The following is a 23,113-nucleotide window of genomic DNA, read 5'->3' as shown; positions in this document are numbered from 1 at the left end:
CATGCGCCGCCACGTCACCGGGCTCGTCCCGGCCGAGTGACCGCAGTGCGGGCGCGGGCGCTACCAGATCCCCGCGCCCGCACTACCGGTTCGACCCACACCCGCTACCGAACAGCTCGGCTAAACACTTCATCACACGGGTGACTACTTCGAGTCCGGAATCGATCTGCCGTTCTCGCTTTGCAGACACCTGTCGCGATCGAATCTCGGACGCATCGATCAGGTCATTCTCGACCCCGTCTGCCAGACGCACAGGAACCCGTTGCGCGCGTTTCCAAGCTTCTTCCTGTTTCGCCCACTGGGTGACGTTCGCTTGTGGGCGGGTCGGGTCTGTCAACAGCGTGTGCATCGCTTCGGCCACGCCGGCGAGAGAATCTCGGCTGGAAGAAGAGAGACCCTGCCGTTTCCAGACCTGTTCGAAGTCGTACCTCCGTCCCGGAAAACGCAGCTCCAGCTCGAGCGCAAATCGAGCCACTGCATACGTGACGATGTTCGCCAGATATCCGGTGTTGTACCAATCGGATGCCATGACGGCGGCCCGCGTATCGGAATACATGATCGCCTTGGCGACGCCAGTGCGGAAGTATGCGTCGCCGAACTGACTCTCGTCGTTCTCCCACATCTCCGATGCAAGCTTGGCGAAAGCCATAAAGTTGCTCTGTGCGCCGCGGCTCACCTCGTGAGGCCGTTTGCTCCAGCTAAACGCGTATTTGGCCCAGTCTGTTTTCGTGATCCGTTGCTTCTTCGGATACTCACGATCGAAGCGTTGAACGTGCGAAGCCGGCCCAGCGTTGCGCTGGTTCTCCCATTGTCCACGAGCTCGCTCGTAGAACCACTTCGACTGGTGATTCTCGCCTTCGCGTGCGGGTGCGAGAAGACGTCGACTGATTTGCTCGAGCCGCACGTGGAATGGGCTGTTCGAGAACAGGTCGGCCTCGTTCACAGAATTCTGGCTGTTGGCGTAGCGGGAGATCGCTGAGACGATGTCAGCGGAGTCGTCCGCCTCAACCGTCACGAGCTTCATGGGAACATAGACCGTGTCGATGTCGGCGCCGCGTGCGGTGCGAATGAAGTGCGCTAGTGAGGCCGTCGTCTGACCGCCGTTCACGATCTGCCAGTTATGGAGGGACACGATCTTCGGTCCCGCCGGCGTGTGGTTGATTTCGACGCCGGTAGCCGTCGTGGTCAGGCCGTTGTTGTATGCCAAGAACTTCTCGGGCTCGTTGGCGAGAGTCCGCTGTATGCCACGATTGACTTTTCCTCGCGCGCTGAGGAACGTCCGAACGTTCGACTCGAGCAACTGACTTCCATGCTCGTCGAACACCTCGGCAAGAAGCCGGCCAGGGATGACCGCTAGATACGACTTCATCGACGCGTCCGTGGATGCAGCTGGTAGGCAGGGGAGACCGTCCGGCATCCATCGGGTTATGTCGACGTCGTAATCGTCCTGTCCGGTTGCCGATAGTGCAAGATCCTCGAAGCGCCCCAGATCCCAGATTGCATAGGACGCAGGTAAGCCGGCGACGTAGTCACTTTCAAATGAGCGAATGCGGCCGCTCATCACGCCATCCGTGACGAGGATGAACTTTAGTTTCACGATCTTCTCGAGCGAGTTGCGCGGATCGCGCCCCAGGATGTCACGGAAGAACCTTGCATGCTCGGCCTCCGCGGAGCTTATTTCGAGGTTGTCTACCAGATAACCGTCGACCGACTGCTCGATGAACCCAGTCCCGGCCTTAAACGACGCACGCGCATCAGTCGTCGTCAGTGTCTTTCCTGCATCATCGTAAAATGTTGAGCACAGGACGACCAGTGAGCTGTCAGCGGTGTCCTCCGCGTATCCAAGAAGTCGGAGGGCAGCCCTATTGCGGCCGACGCACTGCAACGGCATGATCGTCAGGTCTTGCACCACTTCGGCAGTTTCAAGTCGCTCCTTCACTTCTTCACCGAAGGCTTCCAGCCTGAAGGCCGCGTTACCTTCAGCCCGGATCGTGATCGCGTTCGTGAACTCTTCAACGAAGTCCGGCAACTTTGCTCCCTCAGTCCTGCTCGGTCCAGAATGGTTTCGACTCAAAGCTCTTGATCTGATCGATATCGAGTCTGTAGCTCACATTCGACACTGCGGGCGGAACGTCTACCTGTCGAACTCGGGGAAAGTCTTCCAGCACCTTGTACCAAGCCCAGTCCTTAGCCTGAAATCGCCACTGCTCGTAGCGCGGATCCTCGACGTCAAAGTCGAGCGCATCGAGTGCTTGAGTGAAGGATATGTGCGCCGAAGGCGTCGCTGCTGCCCACGCTTTCACATCATGGACCAGATCGAGAATGCCGCGCCCGTCGCCGTGGGCGCTTTTTTCGAGGCGAACGACGGCAAGCCGTAGGTCCTCATCACGAGGATCCAGCTGGTCTGTGTTGGCGATGTTAACGTGGTGGTTCGTGCGCCGAAGCGACTTCACTTCGACACACTTCCCGCCTGGCAGAATGAAGTCCTTCGCGCTCCGATACGGACCTTGCCACGCATTCACCGCGATATCCGCACTGAAACCGGCTGCACGCAGCTCGAGTAGCATGAGCAGCTCCGCGAACAGACCGCGGATCAAGTCCTCGGTGAGCATTCCACCTCGAGAAGCGAACATTGCCTGAAGCTGTTCGAAGTTCGCTAGTAGACGTTCGATCGCCTCTCCGGCGTTCGCAGTCGAGTTGCTGGACCCCAGTAGCGAGTCGACCACGGCGTCGAACATCGTCGTCATTCCGGTCGATTCCGATCGGAACGAGATGAATCGATCCACGACATTGGGCGCATCGACGTGAACGTCGATGCCGCGAGTCCCATTGATACTGCGATCGAAATCTTGAGGAACCTTCACGAGAAGAGCTGGCTTGCCGCCTGCGTTGACAGCGTATGCGCTCAAGACGTCGTGATGCAGGGGGATCGCCTTGAGGTTGATCCCGGCTAAGGCCAGGGCAAATTTCTCAGAGAAGGTCATTCCTCTTCACCCGCCAGATCGTCTTCCTCCTGCCAGCCGAGCTCATGTCGCGCAAAGACGCCGTTGATGACCCATTTGATGCCGCGTTCATTGGCGATCTCGTCCATCTCTTCCTCGGCCGTCAGCTTCGGCGGCACGACGATGACAGCGGTCACGGGTGTGGTGTCGCTCGGAACGTACGGCTTTCGTCCTGTCTCGAGCAGCTTGGAGTCGTCGGGCTTCCCAGTTACGGTGTAGACCATCAGTAGCGGGCGCTGCATTGCCCCGCGCACCACGTGCTCTGCCGTGTGGCCGCCGCTCAGCTCGTCACGCAGGCGCGACTGGGACTCACTCGGAAGTGTCTTGAACAGATCGTTTCCTGCCGCGACTCGCCTGTTCGTGAAGTGCAATTCGTCGCGCTCTGTGTAGAGATTGTTCCGGATGCTGGCCTTGAGCGGCGGAAGTCCCGGTACGTCGATGGGGTCTCCCGTTCCCTGCATGAACGCGACATCCCATCGTTCGTGGCCCTTTATGTCAGAGAAGCCATCGACGAGAGGGCTCAACCGACCCGGTGCGGCCCCGAAAGTCGGGTCGGACGGGTGCGCTTTGAAGCGCGTTAGGAAGTCGACCACGATATCGCTGTGGACATCGCGCCATATAAGCGGTTCCGCGCCTCTAGCGTTCGGAGTCTCTCCGAGGCCCGCACAGAGGTCGATCGCGGCTTCGAGATTGCTGGCAAGTTCGGCCGGAGCGCTGGGCAGATTGTGCGATTCCCACTTCTTGCTGTTGAGTGAGATGGAACCCTCGAATGGCTTGGCGTGCTGCATCTTGCGGGCACTCGCGATCAGGAATCCTTCCGGGTGCCGACGCATCTTCAAGCCGAACTGTTGCGGGGTCAGCTCCTTGGCCTCCATCTCGGCAAGGGAGTCGCGCAGTTCTTGCGAGAGCTCTGCCGTCCATCGGAACAGCTCGGCAGTTCCCGGATCGATCCATAGGCGCACGAGGTCTTCGTATCCGGGCCGGTATCCGAACCAACGGCCCATCTGGAGCAGGGTGTCCGCCGCGGCAGCCCTGCGCGCGTAGTAGCTGATCTGCAGGCCGTCGAGCGTTAGTCCACGCGCAAGCACGTCCCCGCCGACGTAAACCGTCGGAATAAGTGCATCTGCCTCCTTGACTCGACGCGGGGTATGGCTCAGCCATCGATCGCGCTCGGCCTTGGTGTCACCGTTGATGAGCTGGGCACGAAGCTCGTCGGCCACCCCGATTAACTCGGTCCGAACGCTCATCCATGTGACGTCCACGTTCGGATAGAGGTCATCGTATGCATCCCGCAGAAGTTGTGATCGTGTGCTGAGCTGTGAGGTTTCAGACGTGCCGAACTCACTGAAAATCGTGTCCGACAGCTCTTTGATCCAGGCCTGCGCGAGGTCGAAGACCTGGGCCTGCACCATCTTGAATCTGCTGACATTGATGAGCATCGAAGCAGGCTTCGCATCCCCGTCGCGTATTCGGCGTATTGCCGTCCCGACGTAGAAGGCTGCGATCGCCTTCTGGATCGAGCCCGGCAACTCCTTGATTCGCGAGCCGGCTTTGTGGGAATACGGCAGGATGGCGAGCGTGTCTTCGACGTCCTCGACGAGGGCAGGGTTCTCGTCGAGGACGAAGTACGAATTGACGCCCTGGTAGTTCGACGGGCTCTCGAGCACCTGGATGAAGTCCCGGGGGAAGAGATCCTCCTCGATCTCATCGTTAATGAAGATATTCGCAAACGGGGTCGCTGTGATGCCTACATAGCTGTTTCTCGCTGACTGGCCGAGCAATTTCCTGATCGCCGCGTTCACAGCCGTGACGTTGGATTCGTCCTTAGTGTTGATCGACGCCCAATCAGCTTCATCGTCGATAAGCAGCAACGGCGGCTGATTCCCGCCCTTTGGCATTGCCACGGCGAGATACTGCGCGAGGTTATTGAGCACAGTCTTGTTCTTCTTGACGACGAACAGTGTTGGCGTTCCCGCTCCGAGGGCAACCTGACCTGCACGTTTGCTTCGTGCGCTGAAGTCCGATTGGGTAGTGGTCAGCACGTTGATCGCCAGGGGGAGCTTCTTGTCGATCTTGCCGATCCCGACGTGTGCGACGTCATTGCTCGAGATATTATCGGCCAGATACGACGAATCGATCCCTGTGAGATCGGAGTCGAGCCTTCGTTGCGTTTGACGACGCAAGTCCTCCGTGTGTCCGCCGATGACCACAAGGACCTTGTATCCGTAGTCGATCGCCTTTGCCAGCAAGCTGATATAGGTGGCAGTCTTCCCCGACTGGACTTCGCCGATTGCGATCCCCCGTCGTTGCCACTCTCCCGTCTTAGCCGGATCGCCGGTGAGGTCCATTATGCGGTCGGTTTGCCGGTCGAGGGCATCGATGACGTTGCCGGACCAACCGCGTTGCAGGAGGAGCTCGTTGTACGCGTGCGATCGTTGCAGATTCGCGTCGTGTTTTCGTTCGGCGAGCCACGGAGTGAAGTTGCTCTTATCAATCACGCCGTATCCGTCGGCCATCACTACGTTGTACTGGTCCATGAGGATATCGATGACCGTGTCTACCTCGCCGGCCGCCAGTTCTAGCGACATCAGGGGAGTGAATACCTCTGCGAGTTCCCGCAGCCTGCTCAGCTCGATCGTATGACCGGGGTCGTGGCGGATCTGAACGGCGAGGGTCTCGCGAAGTCTGGCGGCATCAGGGCTGAGCGTCATCGGATTCCTTCCACACCTCGTCGACGAGGTCTCGTAGATTGGGTACAGCATTGAATGGTTCGATCTTGACCAGGGCAGCGGACATCGTGTCGCCGTCTGTTGTTGCCGCACCGTTGTCGCGCAGTGCTCGTAGGCGTAGACGGATCTGATCATCGCCGAGTGGAGGCACTACGCGCTGCTGGTTCTCAGCCATGCGTGCGTAGATGTCAGTGGCGGGAATGCCTCCTGCGAGATCGGCGAGCAGACTCTCGAGGCTACTGACTTGATCGGCGGGAAGGCTGTCGCGTATCGCCTGCACTGAAGGGTGATCAGTGTTCACCTGATAGCGGAACCCGTGGCGGTCCTCGACGAGTGTCCAGAGGAAAGCGAAGTCAGAGGTAGTTGTTTGCCTACCGCGGAAGGAATGAATCCGGGTGCTCTTGGCCTTCACCTGGTCGATAATCTGCCGAAGCCGGCTGCGGAAGGCCTGCGGCGGCTCAACCCGAGACTTCTTGATGTCAAGTTGCCAGTGGTGATCGAGCTCCGGTGGTATCTCGACGCGTACGCGAGTCTGCTTGCTTAGCTCATCCTGCTTCGACAACCCGAACCAGCCGCCTGCGCTGATAAGGCGCCGATTACGGTACACGTAGAACCCTTGGTGCTCTCTCATTCGCGTCCCTAGGTCCTCGCGCTTTCGCTCCTTTGCGTTGAGATAGCTCGAATGCGGCAGCGTGAATGCTTCGACGGCGACCGCGTGGCCGTCGATGGAGACCTTCTCGATCGGTGCGACCTGAGTTCGCGGATTCCCTTCGAGGAAAGGGTCGATCGGCGCGACCAATATGCCGTTGACGCTGAGACGGAGTGCACCGCGGCCTTCGAGGAACCTCTGAAACACGAGACCCAAGTGGTCCCGCAGCTCACTAAGCCGGTTGCTCATCCAGCTCGATTTGTCGTGCGCCCCCGCGAGAAGGTAGTCAAGCGATTCCCATATCACGAGGGTGCCGTGTTCGCCCCCCTCGATGAGTTCACTTCGAGGGAGAACCGCAATGTCTTCGGCGTCGAGCACGCGAATCGCCCAGCTACCGGTCTCCAGGACGAAGTCGAGGTCCCACTGCAACCCGGTCGTGACTCCGTCGCGCTTGGTGATGACCGTCAGTCGTCGCCCCTGAGAGAGCGAGGCGGTCTTCAGCCCGAGTCCGAATCGTCCGAGATCGCGGGCCCCGCGCTCGACGTTTCGCGTGCCGGCGAGTTTGAGCGCATTGCGCGCCTGCGGGGGACGCATCCCGGTGCCGTCATCGTAGATGCAGACCCACTCTCCATCTACGGCATCCGCGGAAATATCGATCCGCGTCGCGTCGGCAGCGATACTGTTGTCTACGATGTCCGCGATGGCCGCATTGAACGAGTAACCGACCGATCGCATGGATTCCAGAAGCTCTACTCCCGGGATCAGAGTCTCTTGACGCACTCGCCGTGGCCTTCCTTGTCCTCGACCTCAATCTAGCCCCATAGACGTGGGCACGCGTACACGCCGTCTGAAGCCAGCGCATCGAGTCGACGGAGCTTCATCGCTTCGCGACGCGGGTACATGGCGAGCGCAATCATGCGCCCGCCATGGGGGGCCCTACGGCTGGACGAACACCTCGTCGGCCAGGATCCCCGGGCGCACGCGGATCAGTGCGGTCTCGCCATCAGGAATGAGGAACGCCTGTGAGCCGGTCGCGGATGCGCCGTTGTAGAGCTCGTCCATTCCGATGCTGTCGGCAAGCGACACCAGGGAGTCATAGCTGTTCACGACGTTACCGGCGCTGGTGACGACGTCGATGCTGACCTCGACTGCGAGGCCTGATTCGTCACCCGTGTAAGTGACCGTGTAGTTCACGATCTCGTAGTGCGATCCGGCCGGTGCCGGGTCGTTGAACATGTTGCCGTCGGCCACAGCGGCAGCGCCGTCGGGCGTGTGACTGTTCACGACGACTGTCCAGTCGCCGGAGCTGATCTGCGAGGCGAGCGGGTACGGGTTCTCACGGGTACCCTGTTCTGCGGCATCCGCCGGCTCTTCCTCATCTGCCGCTGCGGGTTCTTCGTCCACGGGCTGGGTGACGGTGGTGTCGGTGTCGCCGAACTCATCGCTGAAAGCTTCGCTCGCCGCGTTCGCGATCACCGCGAAGAAGACGACGAAGCCGACGATCGTACCGACGATCGACACGATCAGGCCGACGACGCCCATCCACTTGCGATCGCCCTTGAGGAACAGCGAGACGATGCTGAGCACGAACGCGATCGGCAGCAGGATCCAGCCGACGATGAGCGCGCCGGGGATGCACGCGAAGATGAATCCCACGATGGCGACGATCATCGCGACCAGCGCGACGACGTTCTTCTTGCCGGATGCGGGCGCTGCTGCATCGGAAGGAGGCAACGGAGGCGGCAGCTGCTGCGGAGCAGGGGCTGCGGGGTTGGGTACGGACATGTGATTCTCCTTGTGGAGTGTGCGTGAAGCACCGGCCTGCCCCACGACGAATGCCGTAGGACGCCGATTCGCACGCACACCGAATAGTGCCCTGATCAGGGCGCGAGTCGGGAGTTCGGGTAGAACTCTTGGTCCGTGCGGACCGGCTATTTCAGACCATAGAGAAGGGGTCAGACATTGGTCTGAGACCGCCGGGCGAAAGGTCGATGCCGAAGTGGCATTGGGGCGTTCCTGGCCGCCGCAACGGGTGAAGAAGTTGCTTTCGATTTTTTCGATTCGGGAGTAGCATGGGCGTATGAGCACCTCGACTGATGTGCCCCGCGGCGCACGCAAGGCACAGACCTATCTCCCTGAGGCAGAGGGCCGCGGTGAGCTTCTCGATTTTGCGGAGTTGTTGCGCGAGCTCGAAGGGTATCTGGCACAGAACTCGTCTAAGGCCGCACTTGTCGACCCTCACGGGAACAACCGCCCGATCCCGGATGAGATCTTCCGTATCCTCGACCAGGTGACGAATGCGCTCGCAGCGGGCGAAGGAATCACGATCGTTCCACAAGGCGCGACGATGACGACGCAGCAGGCAGCAGATTTCCTGGGGATCAGCCGCCCGACGCTTGTCCGCCTCTTGGAAGCCGGTGACATCCCCTTCGAGCAGCCTGGTCGCCATCGGCGGGTCCGGCTCGAAGATCTGGTTTCGTACCAGGCAAGATTTCGCGCCGAACGTCGCGTCGCACTCCGGGAACTGCAGCAGACCAGCCCCGCCGCGAAGATCCGGATCGGAGACCCGAACAGCGTGAAGCGGTTGAAGGAGCTGGACGCTGAGTGAGCTTTCCTGCGTTCTTCGACACGAATGTCCTGTACGGGGCGCTGATCAACGACTTCATTCTCGAACTCGCTGATCGCGGTCTGTTCCGGCCGCTGTGGTCGAAGGATGTGATGGCTGAACTGTCGAGGAACATGGTCGCGAACGGCGAGGATCCGCACCTTGTCGAAAAGCGCATCTCCACGATGGAGCGCTACTTTGCTGACGCGATGGTGACGGGATACGACGATCTCGTTTCAACGATGACGAATGATGAGAAGGACCGACACGTCGTCGCTGCAGCGGTTCGTGGTGGTGCGGAGGTGCTTGTCACGTTCAACTTGAAAGACTTCCCTGCGGACTCAGTTGAGCCGTTCGACCCAGATTGGCTCTTCGACCGTCTCGCCCAGGGTGCCCGCGCCAACCGGCGAGAAATCGAACGCGAGTACGCTCCGATCGCGCGGGAGAAGTACCGAGCCGAACTCGTCCGACGCGAGCGCGAGATCGACGCCCGGCTGCTGACCTCCGAGTGCATCGACGCCATCCAGCACTACGGTGCCGCAGTTACGCTGCACGCTGACATCGCGTGCGAGTTCACGCACCAGGGCAAGGCGTGGGCGGTGCGGCGCGCCGACACCATGCTTCGATGGATGTCGCACGGAGCGACCGCCGTGCAGGTCAGAACGGAACTCGCCGCACGCGTCGCGCGCCTCGTCTTCGGGCGTTCGGTCGCCGAGGTGCGGACACTTCTCGAGGTCTGAACGACTTACCCCACGTCCCCGAACTCCACGACCCCGCCGACACGTTAGGTGAATGTGTGCGTCACACCGCCCCACCGTGCGTCTCAGTAGGCATCGCGCCACCCGATCCCGCGCCCCGCGATCCGCCGGCCAGCCTCGCCCGCCGCGACCGGTTCACCGACGTCCCTCCCGTGCTGCAGCGACACCGCCGAGTGCACGATCGTCTCGGCGTACACGTGAACGAGGTTGTACCCCTGCGCAGCATCCTGCCCTCGCGTCGCACCGACCGGCTGCGCCAGATCCTGCCCGTACGCACTCGACGACGCGACCGCGACCGGGATGCCGGCGAACGTGCCGAACGACGGGTGATGCACGTGCCCCGAGAGAATCGCGCGCACATCGGTTCCGCGAAGAACAGAAGCGAGCCGAGACTGATCGCGCAGCTCCACCGTCACCGCCAGATCCAGCACCGTCGGCAACGGTGGGTGGTGGGTGAGCAGCAGCGTCCCGGCCGGCGCCGCAACGGACAGCTCCGCAGCCAGCCATGACAGCTGCGCGTCGTCCAGCTCGCCCCAGTGCGCACCGGGCACAGACGAGTCGAGCACGATCACACGCATGTCGCCGAACCACCGCACCTCGGTGATCGGCGCGTCATCGGCCACGGCATCCGAACCGTCCAGCAGCGCCGTCCGCATCGTCGCGCGGTCGTCGTGGTTGCCCGCCGCCCACACGATTTCGCACTGCAACGCTGCGGCCGCGGGCTCCACAAGGGCGCGCAACCGCCGGTACGCCGACGCATCCCCGTGGTCGGTCAGGTCCCCGGTCATCAGCAGTGCGTCCGGCTTCAACCCCGAAGCGACCAGCCGGTCGAGCATGAGCGACAGGTTCGAATCGGCATCCGTGCCGCTGCCATACAGCGGCGACCGCTCTCCGGGCAGATGCGTGTCAGAGATGTGCACGAAGGTATGCGACGGACGGGGGTGTTCGGTGAGGATCATGTCTCTTCCGGGTCGACGAACAGGGTCAGAAAGTCAGCGGGAGGCCGCGGCCGTGGTTCCGGGGACGAGCTCTCCGGCGAACGCCTGCCGGATCGGACCCGACCCCGGCTCGGGCCCCGGCCCCGAGCTCAGCAGCGTCTGCATGGTCGCCACGGCAGCTTCGGCGACCTGCTCGACGGGAATGCGGATGGTCGTCAGCCCCAGCAGATCGGCCCCGGGCAGGATGCCGTCGCAGCCGGTGATGCTCGCATCCCCCGGCACATCCAGACCTGCATCGCGCGCCGCCCGCATCACCGCGAGCTGACGGTAGTCCGAAGCGCACATCACCGCTGTCGCGCCGTCGCGCACGGCGCCCAGCGCCTCGGCGACGCCGTCATCCGGTCGAGGGCCACCGGCGATCACCGTCACCGGCGCTCCAGCGGCCAGGAGCGTCTCGCGCATCGCCATCGCGCGCAGATGCTCGGGATACGACACCTCCGGCGCGGCCGTCAACACCACGACGTTGCGGTGACCGAGGGATAGCACATGCTCCGCCAGCATCCGTCCGTGCGTCGGGTCGTCGTAATGCGCGGAGTGGATCCGACCGGACTCCTCCACGCGTCCGGCACGAACGATCGGCACCTGATCCGCGAACGGCGCGAGCTGTGCGGCGGTGATGCCACCCGTCGCCACGATGAGCCCGGCCACCCGCATCCCGAGAAGACGATGCAGCGCGTTCACCTGCTTGGCGCCCTGCTCGTCCGCACTGATCGTCACGGTCACGAGGTCGAGTCCTCGCCGATGCGCCTCGTCCTGCAGACAAGAGAACAGCAAACCGTAGGCGGGGTTGCTCGCATCGCGCAGCATCAGGCCCACCGTGCCGGTGCGCCCGGCAGCGAGTTCCGCGGCCATCGTGTTGCGCACGTATCCGAGCCGTTCGGCCGCCTCGAGAATGCGATCCCGGGTGTCAGACGCGAATCGCCCCTCACCCTTCAGTGCACGCGTCGCGGTCGCGCGCGACACTCCCGCCGCCGACGCGACATCGCTGATCGTGACGCGCAGCGCCGGGGTACCGGCATCCTCACCGCTCATGCACGCCCCCGACGGCGACGCGGCGAGGTCGCCTTCGAAGAGCCCGCACGCGATCCTCGTCCATACACGAGATACATCGTGGCACCCATGATGATCATCAACAGCACCGTGTACACGAATGTGATCGGCATCGCGTCGAGATTGTTCTCGCCACGCGTGCTCTCCTGGATCGCCACACCGAGCGGCTGATACAGCGGGTGGTAGAGGAAGATCGCCGCGTCGTAGTCGTCGAGCAGGCTGTTGAAGTTCAGCGCCGTGATCGCGGCCGCGGTGGGCAGCACGAGCGGGAGCAGCACTCGACGGAACGCCGTCAGCGACCCGGCACCGAGGATGCGGGAGGCGTCTTCCAGCGAATCCGGTACGGACGCGAACGCCGCCTTCAGCAGCCGCAGCGTGAACGGGATCTTCACGCAGATGTACGCGATCAGCAGCAGGATCGGCGTGCCGGTCAGCACGATGTTGCCGACGATCGCCTGCGGCTTGTCGAACGTCATCACCAGCGCGAGCGCGATGAGCACGATCGGCAGGATCCACGGGATGTGCAGCACGTACTCGATCGCCGTCGTGAGCACGTTCCGATGCTTCTGCAGCACCCGCGCGACGAACAGCAGACCGGCGACGACGATCACCGAGGCGAGCGCGCTGTACACGACGCTGACGATGAAGGGGCGGATCGCCTCCGCACTGCTGAACACGGTGATGTAGTTGTCGAGCGTGAAGCTGTCGAGCGTGATGGCGCCGGCGAGGATGCTGCGCGCATCGACGAATGAGAAGAGCGCGATCAGCACCACCGGGATCAGGTAGATCACCCACAGCGCGTACGCGATGACGTGCACGACGAGGTTCGCGAACGGATTGCTGATCTGTTGCTTCTGGATCGGCGTCGCCACTTTCGCGACCGAGAAGTACACGCCCGACTTCTCGGCGCGGTTCATGATCGCCAGCAGGATGATGGTCGCGAGCCCCAGCACGATGGCGAGCAGTGCGGCGATGTCACGCGTCACCGGGCTGCGTGAGAGGTCGATGATGAGCGGCGCGACGGTCTGGAAGTCGGGGCCACCGAGCACGAGCGGTGCGGTCAGCGCGCCGAGCCCGATGAGGAACGTCAGCACCGTGACGGCGAACAGCATGGGCTTCATCACCGGCAGCACGATGCGGCGGAGGATCGTCCACGATGAGGCGCCCATGAGCTTGGCTGCCTCGATCGACGCGTAGTCGACCTTGCCGAGCGACGACGACAGGAACAGCATGTGGTTCGTCGTCGTCGCGAAGGTCATCACGAACGCGACGGCGAAGAAGCCGGAGAACCAGTCGCGGTTCATCTCCGGCCACCAGTTGACCATCAGGTTCGTGATGAACCCGAACCGACCGTAGATGAAGTTGTAGCCGGCGGCGAGCACGATGCCGCCGTAGATGAGCGTCGTCGCGTACCCGAGCCACAGCAGCTTCGCCCCGCGGATCTTGAAGTACTGCGTGACGAGCACGATGAACACACCGACGACGTTGACGGTGACGGACAGCGTGATCGCGAGGAGGAAGCTGTTGCCGAGCGTCTTCAGCGCGCGCTCGCTGCCGAGCAGTTTCTCGATGGCACGGATGCTGAACTGCCCATCCGGGAAGAACGTCGTTCCCAGCAGCGCGGCGTTCGGCAGCACGAGGAACGCGGCGGCGAACCAGATCACGGCGATGACGGTCACCCAGGCGAGGGGCGAACGGAGCATCGTACGGATGCTGCCGGGTCTGCCGTTGCGGCCCCTCCCGTTCCTGCCGGTCTTGCCGCCGCGGAGAGCGGATGCCACGCCGGTCAGCGCCCCGGCCTCACCGGGAAGCCCCGCAGACGGCGAAGGGACGGGACTCGTCGGATCTGTCATGTCACGCCGCCGGGTATTGCAGGATCCAGCGCGGGTCGACGTCGACGCGCACGGCATCGCCGGCATCCCACTGGCGCGCGCTCGCGCCGGCAGGAACGCTCACCCGGAGCGTGGTGTCTTCGACGGCCACTGTGTAGACGCTGTGGCTGCCGTGATAGGTGCGGCCGACGACGGATCCATCGAGGGATGCCGGAGCATCCGTCGCCGCATCCGGCGCCGCCAGGTGCAGCTTCTCGGGACGCACGTAACTCTCGGCGGTCGGGTCCAGAGCGGATGCGCCCAGACTGATCAGCGCGGCGGGCGTGAGGCGGTTGTTCTCGCCGATGAACCGGCAGACGAACGGAGTGCCGCTGCGGTCGTAGATTTCCTCAGGGGTGCCGACCTGCTGGAGTTGTCCGGCATCCAGCACGGCGATCCGATCGCTGAGGGTCAGCGCCTCTTCCTGATCGTGCGTGACGTAGACCGTCGTCACGCCGACCTCGTGCTGCAGTTCTTTCAGCTGCTCGCGCAGTTGCACGCGGAGTTTCGCGTCGAGGTTCGACAGCGGCTCGTCGAGCAGCAGGATGCGCGGGGTGAGCACGAGTGCGCGGGCGATGGCGACGCGCTGCTGCTGCCCGCCCGAGAGCTCAGACACGTTCTTGTCGAGCTGGCTCAGCGCCAGTCCGGTGCGATCGGCGATCTCGTTGACGCGGCGGGTCTGCTCGGCCTTCGACACCTTCTTCGCATCCGTCTGCCCGCGCTTGTTCACCGTGAGCCCGAACGCGATGTTCTCGCGCACGTTCATGCTGGGGAAGAGGGCGTAGTTCTGGAACACCATGCCCACCTCGCGCTTCTCGCTGGGCACCCGCGTGACGTCGCGGCCGGCGATGACGATGCGCCCGCCGGTCGGCTGGACGAATCCGGCGAGAGAGCGCAGGGCTGTGGTCTTCCCGCATCCGGACGGACCCAGGAGGGTGAAGAACTCACCCTCCCGGATCTCCAGATCGAGGTGCGAGACCGCGCGGTGTTCGCCGAACGCGACATCGACATCTTCGAATCGGATCATGGTGTCTTTCCGGATGCCTTCCGAGTGTCCTACTAGATCAGCCGATGTACTCGAGCGTGACCTTCTCGACCCACGGGCCGAGGTTCTCGCTCAGGAAGCTGAAGTCGATGTCCTGGCGGGGAAGCGACTCCATCAGTTCGATGACCTCGGGGTTGGCATCGGCGACAGCACCCTCGTTCACGGGCATGGAGTTGAACTCCGCCGCGAATGCGCCCTGCACCTCGGCGCTGCCGAACCAGTCGATGAACTCCTGCGCGACCTCTTCGTTGCCGGAGCCGTTGATCGGTGCGATCTGCTCGGTCACGTAGGGAACGCCCTCTTCCGGGACGATGATGCCCGTCGAGGTGCCGTACTCCGCGTCGCGGGCGGCGATGCCGCTGGAGGGCAGGACGGCGTAGTCGATCTCGTCGCGCGTGATGCGCGCATAGGGGTCGGTGCCCTCCACAGCAGGCGAACCGTTCGCGTAGTAGGACTCCACCAGGCTCCAGCCGTCCTCGCTGACGCCCAGGTCACCGGATTCGTCGAGGTTCTCGGTCAGGATGCCGGCGAGCACGAGCTGGGGGGTGGCCTGGCCGAGTGCGGGGTTGACCTCGTAGCGGCCTGCGTACGCTGCATCCGTGTAGAGGTCTTCGAGGGTCTCGGGAGCGTTGTCGGTGGTGTTCTCGTCGTAGACCGTGACGATCGCCTGCTCGACCAGTGGCCAGTAGACGCCGTCGGCCGGGTCTCCGGCCTCCTCCGGAACCTCGCCGCTCCAGCTGGGCTCGTAAGCAGTGATCGCCTCTTCGGCCTTGAGCTGCTCGAAGAACATGTTGTTGAGTCCGAAGACGACATCGCCGACAGGGTTGTTCTTCTCCGCGATGATGCGGTTGGTGAGGTCGGCGCCGCCGAGGCCGACGATCTCGATCTCGATGCCTGCTTGCGCGGCCTGCTCGGTGATCCACTCGCCGCGACCGTCGCTGTTTGAGTTCGTGTAGACGATGAGCGTCTCGGTTGAGCCGCCTTCGCTCGCGTCGCCTTCGGGGGTTTCTTCACTCGCCGCGCAGCCGCTCAGCGCGATCGCTGCAACCGCCGTGATTCCGATGAGGGACCAGCGCTTGTTCCGCATGTCGACCATGTTCGTCCTTTCTCGCCTTCGAGGTGGTGTCGTGACTGACACTACCTCTGAATTGTATTGAATGTACAAAGATCAGTTCATTTCATAGCCGCGGTCGCGCGGCCGCACCTAACCTAAGGCTGCAGCGTGAACCGCGGACCACGGCAATATGAACGTTCGGGTGTGACCCGGTTCAGCTGCGCTTCATCTCGGCCTGAATGCGCCGGTCGAGGTCGTCGAGTTCGGCGAGCAATTCTGTGGCGACCCATACGCGGTTGCGTTTGCGACCCGTGATCTCATGGATGAACCCCGCCTCGGTCAACCGGGTTATGGCCCTGTAGGTCTGTTGCTCAGATGATCCAGAACGCTGCTCGATCTCGGCGGCTGCCATTACGGGGTGGTCGTAGAAGGCAGGTATGAGAGCTGCGACCGCAGACCCAGCGCGTGGGTGCAGCTCTGCGTTCCATTCGCCCGGGAGCGCCTTGATGCGCGCAATGGATTCGCGGGAACACGCGGCCGCAGCGCGGGCTGAGCGTGCGAACAACTCGATCAGCGGCGCCGGGCGTCCCCGTCGATAGTCGCCGAGGGTGGCGAAGTAGTCGTCGCGCCTCGCCAGCAGGCCGCTCGCGAGTGGAACGACGGCGTTCCGGGTTACGCCACGGCGGCGGAGAACAGCGGATACCAGCGCGCGGCCGATGCGACCATTGCCATCCGTGAAAGCGTGGATCGACTCGAACTGAGCGTGTGCGATCGCAGCCTGCACCATCACCGGTATGTCGTTGCGATTGAGGTAGTCGATGAGATCCTCCATCAACGCAGATACCCGCTCTGGCGCAGGCGGAACGTGAAGCGCGTCGTGCGGCGAATGGTCGCTGCCGCCGATCCAGTTCTGCATGTCTCTCATGCGGCCGGCGTAGGCGGCTTCGTGAGGATCGTCCTGCATCAGAGCGCGGTGGGCGACCAGCAGGTCCTCGAGGACAAACCGTTCGCGTTCCGCCGTTGCGGTCACCAGGCCGTGCAACGCAGTACTCGCGGCAACCATGCTCGTCGCGGATGAGTTCGAGCGGTTGCCGGCGAGCGCCTTCGCGTAATCGACGGCGCTCGCGGAGATTCGCTCGATCTTCGACGACGCCACCGATTCTGTCCTGATCATGAAGCGACTGAGCGCAGCTGAATGTCCTTCGGCGTCAGTATCTGCCTGCGCGACGGCGAGAAGAGCTTCCTCTGACGCGACGATGGTCGCCAATGGTGGGATGTAGTCGAGAGGCGAGATCATTGGGGGGATCGTCGCATCGACGCTTGACAGCGTGCGATCGGCTCGAGTGCCGCCCCGAACCTGCGGACGCCACGGAAGTGTCTCGACGGTCTGCGCCGGCCACGAGGCGTGCGAGGGCGAGCTGCCTGCAGAGTCGCTCATAACCTGAGTATTGCATTCCTTACTAAGGTTTAGAAAGAGTAAGCACGGGTTCGATCCTCGGTGATAAGGGTTGTCGAAGTCGACCGTGGGTAGCCGCTTCGACAGATTCAGCGACCCATTGGAGCGATCTCATGGTGATCAGCTAGATGCAATCTGCCAATATAAACTTCAGAGTAGAAAACAATACGACCAGTTTAAGCGCGCACTATCTGGTCGATTTGATCTCCGATTTGGCGCGACACGCCGATGGGCGGATACTCGTGGCATCTGAGCCCGCTCCATCGCCGTTCCGAAATCCTCATGAACTCAACTCCCGCGCTCGCGCCCGAAACGACCATCGCCGTCATCGGCCGCGGCCGCCTCGGTGGCGTGCTCGCGCGAGCTCTGCGGCAGGCCGGCCTCGCGGTGAGCGGACCGCACGGTCGCGAAGAAGTGATTCCCGAGACCGACATCGCCCTCCTCTGCGTCCCCGACTCCGCGATCCCCGAAGCGGCAGCGGCCGCCCGTAGATCGGCGACCCGCGTCGCCCACGTCTCGGGCGCCACCCCGCTCGACGACGTCGACTTCAGCATCCACCCGCTCCAGACCTTCACCGGCGCCGAGTCTCCCGACGTGTTCCACGACATCGGTGCAGCCATCTCCGGCCGCACTCCGGCAGACAAGAACACCGCTGAACAACTCGCGCGAACCCTTGGCGCCCGTCCCTTCGGGGTCGACGTCGCCCACCGCGCCGGCTACCACGCAGCAGCATCCTTTGCCTCGAACTTCGTGCTCACCGTGCTCGACGCGGCAGAGCAGCTCGCAGCATCCGCCGGCATCCGAGGCGACGAAGCGCGCGACCTGCTCGCTCCGCTCCTCCGCCGCACGGTCGACAACTGGCAGCGCAACGGCTCGACAGCATCCCTCACCGGACCGATCGCCCGCGGCGACGAGGCGACCGTCGCCCGTCAGAGGGGCGCGATCGACGAAACCGACCCCGAACTTGTGCCGCTCTTCGACGCGCTCGCCGATGCCACCCACGCGATCGCCCGTCAGAAGGCGGCGGTATGAGGATCCTCCGGACGATCCCCGAGATACGCGCAGCAGTCAGAGAGGCGAGGGGAACAGTAGGGCTCGTCCCCACCATGGGCGCCTTCCACGACGGCCATGTCTCGCTGATGCGCCGCGCGCGGGAGCAGAACGACCTCGTCGTCGTGTCGCTCTTCGTCAACCCCACCCAGTTCGGCGCGAACGAGGACCTCGGCAGTTATCCCCGCGATGAGCACGCAGACGCCGCGCGCGCGGAGCTGGAGGGCGTCGACATCCTCTTCGCCCCCGAAGCGACCGAGATCTATCCCGACGGCTTCGCCACCAGCATCCACGTCTCCGGCGTCACCGAGATGCTCGACGGCGCGAACCGTGGCGCCCACCATTTCGACGGCGTCGCCACCGTCGTCGCCAAGCTGTTCGGCATCGTCCGCCCCGATGTGGCCTACTTCGGGCAGAAGGATGCGCAGCAGATCGCCGTCGTCCGCAGCCTCGTGCGCGACCTCGACCTCGACGTGCGCATCGAAGCGTGCCCGATCGTGCGCGAAGCAGACGGACTCGCCATGAGCTCGCGCAACGTCTACCTCGACGCCGACGCCCGCGTGCAGGCCACGGCACTCAACCGTGCACTCGACGCAGCGGCCGCGCTGCATGAGTCGGGCGAGAGCGACGGCGACAGCATCCTCATCGCCGCCCGCCGGGTGCTCGAGGAGGCCGGCATCACGCCCGAGTATCTCGAGCTCCGCGATGCTCTCACAATGCAGGCCGTCACGCGCGTCGAAGGCGACACGCTCCTCGCCGTCGCCGCCCACGTGGGCGCTGCCCGACTGATCGACAACCACATCCTGAAACGGAGCGCCTGATGCGTCGCACCATGCTGAAGTCGAAGATCCACCGCGCCACCATCACCGGCAGCGACCTCAACTACGTCGGCTCGATCACGATCGATCCCGATCTGCTCGAGGCCGCCGACATCCTCGCGCACGAGCAGGTGCACGTGGTCGACGTGAACAACGGGGCACGCTTCGAGACCTACACGATCGCCGGAGAGCGCGGATCCGGCGTCATCCAGGTCAACGGCGCCGCCGCGCGCCTCGTGCACTCCGGCGACACCATCATCGTCATCTCCTACGCCGATTACTCGCGCGAAGACCTGCTCGACTACGAGCCGGTCGTCGTGCACGTCGACCGGGCGAACCGGATCATCCAGGTCGACGACGTCGTGGATCGGCTGCTGACCGAGGCCTCTTCTTCGGCAGGAACAGGCGCGTGCGATGCACTGAGCGACCGGAGGGAGTCGAAGTGAGCGTGCACGCGGCGACGCGCAAGCGGGTCACCCTGGCGGGCCTCGCCGAGAAGAAGGGTGCCGCAGATCCCATCGTCATGGTCACCGCCTACGATCACCCCGGCGCGCAGATCGTCGAGGCCGCCGGCGTCGACATCGTGCTCGTCGGCGACTCCGGCGCGATGACGGTGCTCGGCTACGACAGCACCGTGCCGGTCACCGTTGACGAGATGCTCATGCTCACTCGCGCGGTGCGGCGGGGCCTGACGATTCCACTGCTCGTCGGTGATCTGCCGTTCGGATCGTACGAGGCATCCGATTCGCTCGCGATCGCCACGGCGCAGCGCTTCATCAAGGAGGCCGGCTGCGACCTCGTGAAGATCGAGCGCGGCGGCACCTCGGTCGACCGGGCGCGCGCTCTCGTCGCCGCCGGCATTCCGGTGGTGGGGCATGTCGGTCTCACCCCGCAGACCGCCACAGCTCTAGGCGGATACCGCGCGCAGGGCCGCACCGCCGACGCCGCGCGTGCCGTGATCGATGACGCGCTGGCCCTGCAGGATGCCGGGTGCTCGCTGCTCGTCATCGAAGCCGTGCCGTCGGAGGTGACTGCCGCACTCTCGCCGCTCATGCGGATTCCGGTGATCGGGATCGGCGCCGGGGCGGATGCCGACGGGCAGGTGCTCGTCTTCCACGACCTGCTCGGGCTGTACGACGGGGGAGCTGCGAAGTTCGTCAAGCGCTACGCGGACCTGCGGGCGGATGCTGTCGCCGGGGTCGCGGCGTATGCAGAAGAGGTGCATTCGGGGGCGTATCCGGCGGCGGAGCACTCGTACTCGATGCCGGCTGACGAGGCCGCGGCGCTACGGGAGATGATCGCCGGGCGGTGAGGTGCGAGCACACGCAGAGACCTGGTCGAACGGCGAAGTGGCTCCCGCAAGGTAGGGACGGGCGCTCGCGCCGAAACCAGGCCGATTCTCCCGCAGTGAGTGTCTGAAGCACCCGTGGCGCGACGAATCGTCGGTCGTAAGAAGCGCCTGAGACCTGTTGCAGAACATTTGCTATGTGCAAATGATCGTTTAGCGCGATGTGCCCGTCTCGCGTTTACGACTGGTCGGGCCGAGGATCCCTCTCGATAGGCTGTCCGCATGCGCAGCCGTGCCGAGACCGATGATCGACTCGCGCAGGATGCGCACCGGCCACGGGTGATCCACACCGGACAGGCGCTGGTCGACCTGGTCATCGAAGTGGCAGACCTCCCCGCTCGCGGACAGAACCTGATGGCCGACTCTGTTGCCGAGTATGCGGGCGGCTCGGTCACCGTGCTGCTCGCGGCGGCGCGGTTGGGTGCCGAGTGCCTGCATGCCGGAGCGATCGGCACTGGTCCATATGGTGATCTGATCCGTGAAGCGTTGGATGCTGACGGCATCGCAGCATCCGCTCCTCCGGTGACCACGCAGGACACCGGGGTGTGCGTCGTGCTGATCGAACCCTCAGCGGAGCGCACCTTCGTCACGACGCTGGGGGCGGAGCGCGAGATCACGGTCGAGTCGCTCGCGAGCGCCGACGTGCAGCCGGGCGATCTCGTCTGCGTCACCGGATACTCGCTCGCCGTCGCGCAGACTCGGGAACCGTTGCTGGCCTGGTTGAGGACACTTCCTGAGGATGCCGTCGTCGTCCTCGACCCTGGAGCGGCTTTCGCCGAACTGCCCGCCGACGTGCGCGACACGATGCTCGCCCGCACCGACGTCTGGACCGGCAACGCAGAGGAGGCGACCGATCTATTGGCCGCACGGTCGGTGTCGGTCGAAGCATCCAAGGCCGGAGCATCCAAGGCCGGAGCATCCAAGGCCGGAGCATCCAAGGCCGAAGCATCCGCTCGCGAGATCGTGGGCCAGGCCCGCGCGCTGAGTCCGCTGCTGCGCGCCGGAGCCGTCACCATCGTGCGAGACGGCGCCGCAGGATGTGCGGTGCACGCGCACGGCGAGAGCACCTACGTGCCGGGCTTTCCGCAGACGCCCGTCGACACGAACGGTGCCGGCGACACCCACACCGGCGCCCTGCTGGCCGGCATCGCCGACGGCGCGACATGGGTGGATGCCTGCCGCCGTGCCAACGCCGCAGCTGCGATCAAGGTCACCCGCCGTGGGCCGACGACGGCTCCGACCGCAGACGAGGTCGAGGAGTTCCTGCGCGGGAGGTGACGCTCATCGATGGGGTGCTCCAACTTTTTGCTCTCTAGAAGCTCCACATTCTTATCTTTAGATGTTCGGCTTTCTTATCTTTGAGACGTCGACTTTCTTATCTTTGGGGTCTAGAGTCGCCATATGCCTACGTACCGGCCGAGAGTCATTGACGCCCAGCTTTCGCGTGCGCTCGCACACCCGGGCGCGGTCGTACTCGAAGGCGCGCGCGCCTGCGGGAAGTCGGCAACAGGACGAGAGTTTGCGAATAGCAGCATCCAATTGGACACTGATCCTGCAGCGCTGCAACTCGCAGAACTGGACCCCGCCCGTCTCCTCGACGGAGCGCGTCCACGGTTCATTGATGAGTGGCAGCTTGCCCCTGCTGTATGGAATCAAGTGCGATCCGCCGTCGACACGCAAGACGACGGGTCCTTCATCCTGGCCGGGTCCTCCGTGCCCGCCGACGATGTGACACGGCATTCGGGAGCAGGTCGAATGCTCAGGCTGCGGATGCGCCCGATGGCATTGAGCGAGTCAGGACACTCCTCTGCTGAGATCAGTGTGGGCGGAGTATTCGACGACCCTGCGAACAGGGTCTCAGGGGCTTCTGCGCTCAGCGTTTCGGATCTCATCGAGGTTGCCGCACGTGGTGGATGGCCCGGACTGCAGAGTTTGCCGCTCGCGCAAGCACTGGATCGCACTCGCGCCTACCTCGATGACGTGACACGCATCGATCTGCCGCGACTGGATTCGGAGCCGCGCCGAGATCCCGCTGGCGTGATGCGCATCATCAGGGCGCTGGGGCGAAACGTCGCCACGGAGGTCGCGGTCGCTGCACTCGCACGCGACGCATCAGCAGGGGGGGAGCAGATGACCAATGCCACGGCGCAGGGCTACCTGGATGCGCTCGCGCGCGTCTTCGTTCTTGAAGAGCAGCCCTCATGGGGACCTCATCTGCGCTCGCGGGATCGTGTGCGCAAGGCAGCGAAGCGGCACTTCGTAGATCCTTCGCTCGCTGTCGCCGCTGTCGGCGCCAATGCAGATCGGCTTCTGCGCGACCTTGATTACTTTGGTCAGGTGTTCGAGTCACTGGTCGTTCGGGACCTCCGCGTGTACGCAGATGTGCACGACGCGATCGTCCACCATTACCGGGACAGCGCAGGCCGCGAAGTCGACGCGATAATCGAACGGCGCGACGGGAGCTGGATTGCTGTCGAAGTCAAGCTCGCGGCCTCTCGCGAGGAAGATGCTGCCGCGTCCTTGAAGCGATTTGCCGCCAACCTGGATACTGCTCGTACCGAGCCTCCCTCCGCCATGATCATCATCACTGGCGGCCAGTACGGGTACACCCGGGCGGATGGCATCCACGTAATCCCGATTGGAGCGTTGGCAGCTTAGGTTCACGCGCGCTCCCTTAGCC

Annotated in this window: 19 protein-coding genes; 8 read left to right on the top strand and 11 right to left on the bottom strand. The window is 63.7% G+C overall.

The features are described from left to right. Positions 1 to 82: 82 nt before the first annotated feature. The 5 genes from J1M43_RS00355 to J1M43_RS00335 all read right to left on the bottom strand — a co-directional run bounded on the left by J1M43_RS00355 (position 83) and on the right by J1M43_RS00335 (position 8,165). Positions 83 to 2,029 (bottom strand): AIPR family protein, encoded by a 1,947-nt coding sequence (locus tag J1M43_RS00355; protein ID WP_206475330.1) that lies wholly within the window; start codon positions 2,027 to 2,029, stop codon positions 83 to 85. Positions 2,030 to 2,039: 10 nt separating this feature from the next. After that, on the bottom strand, positions 2,040 to 2,984 hold the full coding sequence (locus J1M43_RS00350) for a PD-(D/E)XK motif protein (protein WP_206475328.1): 945 nt from the start codon (positions 2,982 to 2,984) through the stop codon (positions 2,040 to 2,042). After that, positions 2,981 to 5,713, bottom strand: coding sequence for a Z1 domain-containing protein (locus J1M43_RS00345; protein WP_206475327.1), 2,733 nt, complete (start codon positions 5,711 to 5,713; stop codon positions 2,981 to 2,983). Before J1M43_RS00345 ends, J1M43_RS00350 begins: the two co-directional genes overlap by 4 nt. Beyond that, positions 5,697 to 7,115 (bottom strand): ATP-binding protein, encoded by a 1,419-nt coding sequence (locus tag J1M43_RS00340; RefSeq protein WP_241245263.1) that lies wholly within the window; start codon positions 7,113 to 7,115, stop codon positions 5,697 to 5,699. Before J1M43_RS00340 ends, J1M43_RS00345 begins: the two co-directional genes overlap by 17 nt. Positions 7,116 to 7,316: 201 nt before the next feature. Then, positions 7,317 to 8,165, bottom strand: coding sequence for a hypothetical protein (locus J1M43_RS00335; protein ID WP_241245160.1), 849 nt, complete (start codon positions 8,163 to 8,165; stop codon positions 7,317 to 7,319). Positions 8,166 to 8,460: 295 nt separating this feature from the next. On the opposite strand from J1M43_RS00335, the gene J1M43_RS00330 reads away from it, so the two are divergent. Together J1M43_RS00330 and J1M43_RS00325 are read left to right on the top strand one after the other, a co-directional pair. Continuing rightward, positions 8,461 to 8,988 carry a helix-turn-helix domain-containing protein gene (locus J1M43_RS00330; protein ID WP_206475325.1) on the top strand — a complete coding sequence of 176 codons (528 nt, stop codon included), beginning with the start codon at positions 8,461 to 8,463 and terminating at the stop codon, positions 8,986 to 8,988. Further along, positions 8,985 to 9,725: a PIN domain-containing protein gene (locus J1M43_RS00325; RefSeq protein WP_206475324.1), complete on the top strand. Its 741-nt coding sequence runs from the start codon at positions 8,985 to 8,987 to the stop codon at positions 9,723 to 9,725. Before J1M43_RS00330 ends, J1M43_RS00325 begins: the two co-directional genes overlap by 4 nt. Positions 9,726 to 9,808: 83 nt before the next feature. Here the strand turns inward: J1M43_RS00325 and J1M43_RS00320 are convergent, their stop codons facing one another. The 6 genes from J1M43_RS00320 to J1M43_RS00295 all read right to left on the bottom strand — a co-directional run bounded on the left by J1M43_RS00320 (position 9,809) and on the right by J1M43_RS00295 (position 16,803). After that, on the bottom strand, positions 9,809 to 10,663 hold the full coding sequence (locus J1M43_RS00320) for a metallophosphoesterase (protein WP_307823185.1): 855 nt from the start codon (positions 10,661 to 10,663) through the stop codon (positions 9,809 to 9,811). A gap of 72 nt (positions 10,664 to 10,735) precedes the next feature. Continuing rightward, entirely contained in the window at positions 10,736 to 11,773 is a 1,038-nt protein-coding gene (locus J1M43_RS00315) for a LacI family DNA-binding transcriptional regulator (RefSeq protein ID WP_206475322.1), read from the bottom strand. Continuing rightward, on the bottom strand, positions 11,770 to 13,644 hold the full coding sequence (locus J1M43_RS00310) for an iron ABC transporter permease (RefSeq protein WP_307823184.1): 1,875 nt from the start codon (positions 13,642 to 13,644) through the stop codon (positions 11,770 to 11,772). The genes J1M43_RS00315 and J1M43_RS00310 overlap by 4 nt, the downstream gene beginning before the upstream one ends. A gap of 1 nt (position 13,645) precedes the next feature. Further along, positions 13,646 to 14,689, bottom strand: coding sequence for an ABC transporter ATP-binding protein (locus J1M43_RS00305; protein ID WP_206475321.1), 1,044 nt, complete (start codon positions 14,687 to 14,689; stop codon positions 13,646 to 13,648). Positions 14,690 to 14,726: 37 nt separating this feature from the next. Further along, positions 14,727 to 15,803 carry an extracellular solute-binding protein gene (locus J1M43_RS00300; protein WP_241245159.1) on the bottom strand — a complete coding sequence of 359 codons (1,077 nt, stop codon included), beginning with the start codon at positions 15,801 to 15,803 and terminating at the stop codon, positions 14,727 to 14,729. A gap of 172 nt (positions 15,804 to 15,975) precedes the next feature. Then, positions 15,976 to 16,803, bottom strand: coding sequence for a Fic family protein (locus J1M43_RS00295; protein ID WP_241245158.1), 828 nt, complete (start codon positions 16,801 to 16,803; stop codon positions 15,976 to 15,978). A gap of 696 nt (positions 16,804 to 17,499) precedes the next feature. Between J1M43_RS00295 and J1M43_RS00290 the strand changes: the two genes are divergently transcribed. The 6 genes from J1M43_RS00290 (at position 17,500) to J1M43_RS00265 (ending at position 23,091) form a co-directional block, all read left to right on the top strand. Beyond that, the gene (locus tag J1M43_RS00290; RefSeq protein ID WP_206475319.1) at positions 17,500 to 18,249 is read left to right on the top strand and encodes a Rossmann-like and DUF2520 domain-containing protein; all 750 of its coding nucleotides are present in this window, start codon (positions 17,500 to 17,502) and stop codon (positions 18,247 to 18,249) included. Beyond that, positions 18,246 to 19,088 carry a pantoate--beta-alanine ligase gene (panC, locus tag J1M43_RS00285; RefSeq protein WP_206475318.1) on the top strand — a complete coding sequence of 281 codons (843 nt, stop codon included), beginning with the start codon at positions 18,246 to 18,248 and terminating at the stop codon, positions 19,086 to 19,088. Before J1M43_RS00290 ends, panC begins: the two co-directional genes overlap by 4 nt. Further along, positions 19,088 to 19,531, top strand: a complete 444-nt coding sequence (gene panD, locus J1M43_RS00280; protein ID WP_206475316.1) for an aspartate 1-decarboxylase — start codon at positions 19,088 to 19,090, stop codon at positions 19,529 to 19,531. The genes panC and panD overlap by 1 nt, the downstream gene beginning before the upstream one ends. Next, complete coding sequence (gene panB, locus J1M43_RS00275) at positions 19,528 to 20,397, top strand: 3-methyl-2-oxobutanoate hydroxymethyltransferase (RefSeq protein ID WP_206475314.1); 870 nt, start codon at positions 19,528 to 19,530, stop codon at positions 20,395 to 20,397. The genes panD and panB overlap by 4 nt, the downstream gene beginning before the upstream one ends. 258 nt (positions 20,398 to 20,655) lie before the next feature. After that, on the top strand, positions 20,656 to 21,711 hold the full coding sequence (locus tag J1M43_RS00270; protein WP_206475312.1) for a PfkB family carbohydrate kinase: 1,056 nt from the start codon (positions 20,656 to 20,658) through the stop codon (positions 21,709 to 21,711). A gap of 123 nt (positions 21,712 to 21,834) precedes the next feature. After that, complete coding sequence (locus J1M43_RS00265; protein WP_206475310.1) at positions 21,835 to 23,091, top strand: ATP-binding protein; 1,257 nt, start codon at positions 21,835 to 21,837, stop codon at positions 23,089 to 23,091. The last annotated feature ends 22 nt before the right edge of the window (positions 23,092 to 23,113 follow it).

The organism is Microbacterium sp. KRD172, from assembly GCF_017168295.1.
GTDB lineage: Bacteria > Actinomycetota > Actinomycetes > Actinomycetales > Microbacteriaceae > Microbacterium > Microbacterium profundi.
The sequence above is the reverse complement of the archived record's forward strand: the minus strand, read 5'-3'. Positions and strand labels throughout refer to the sequence as shown.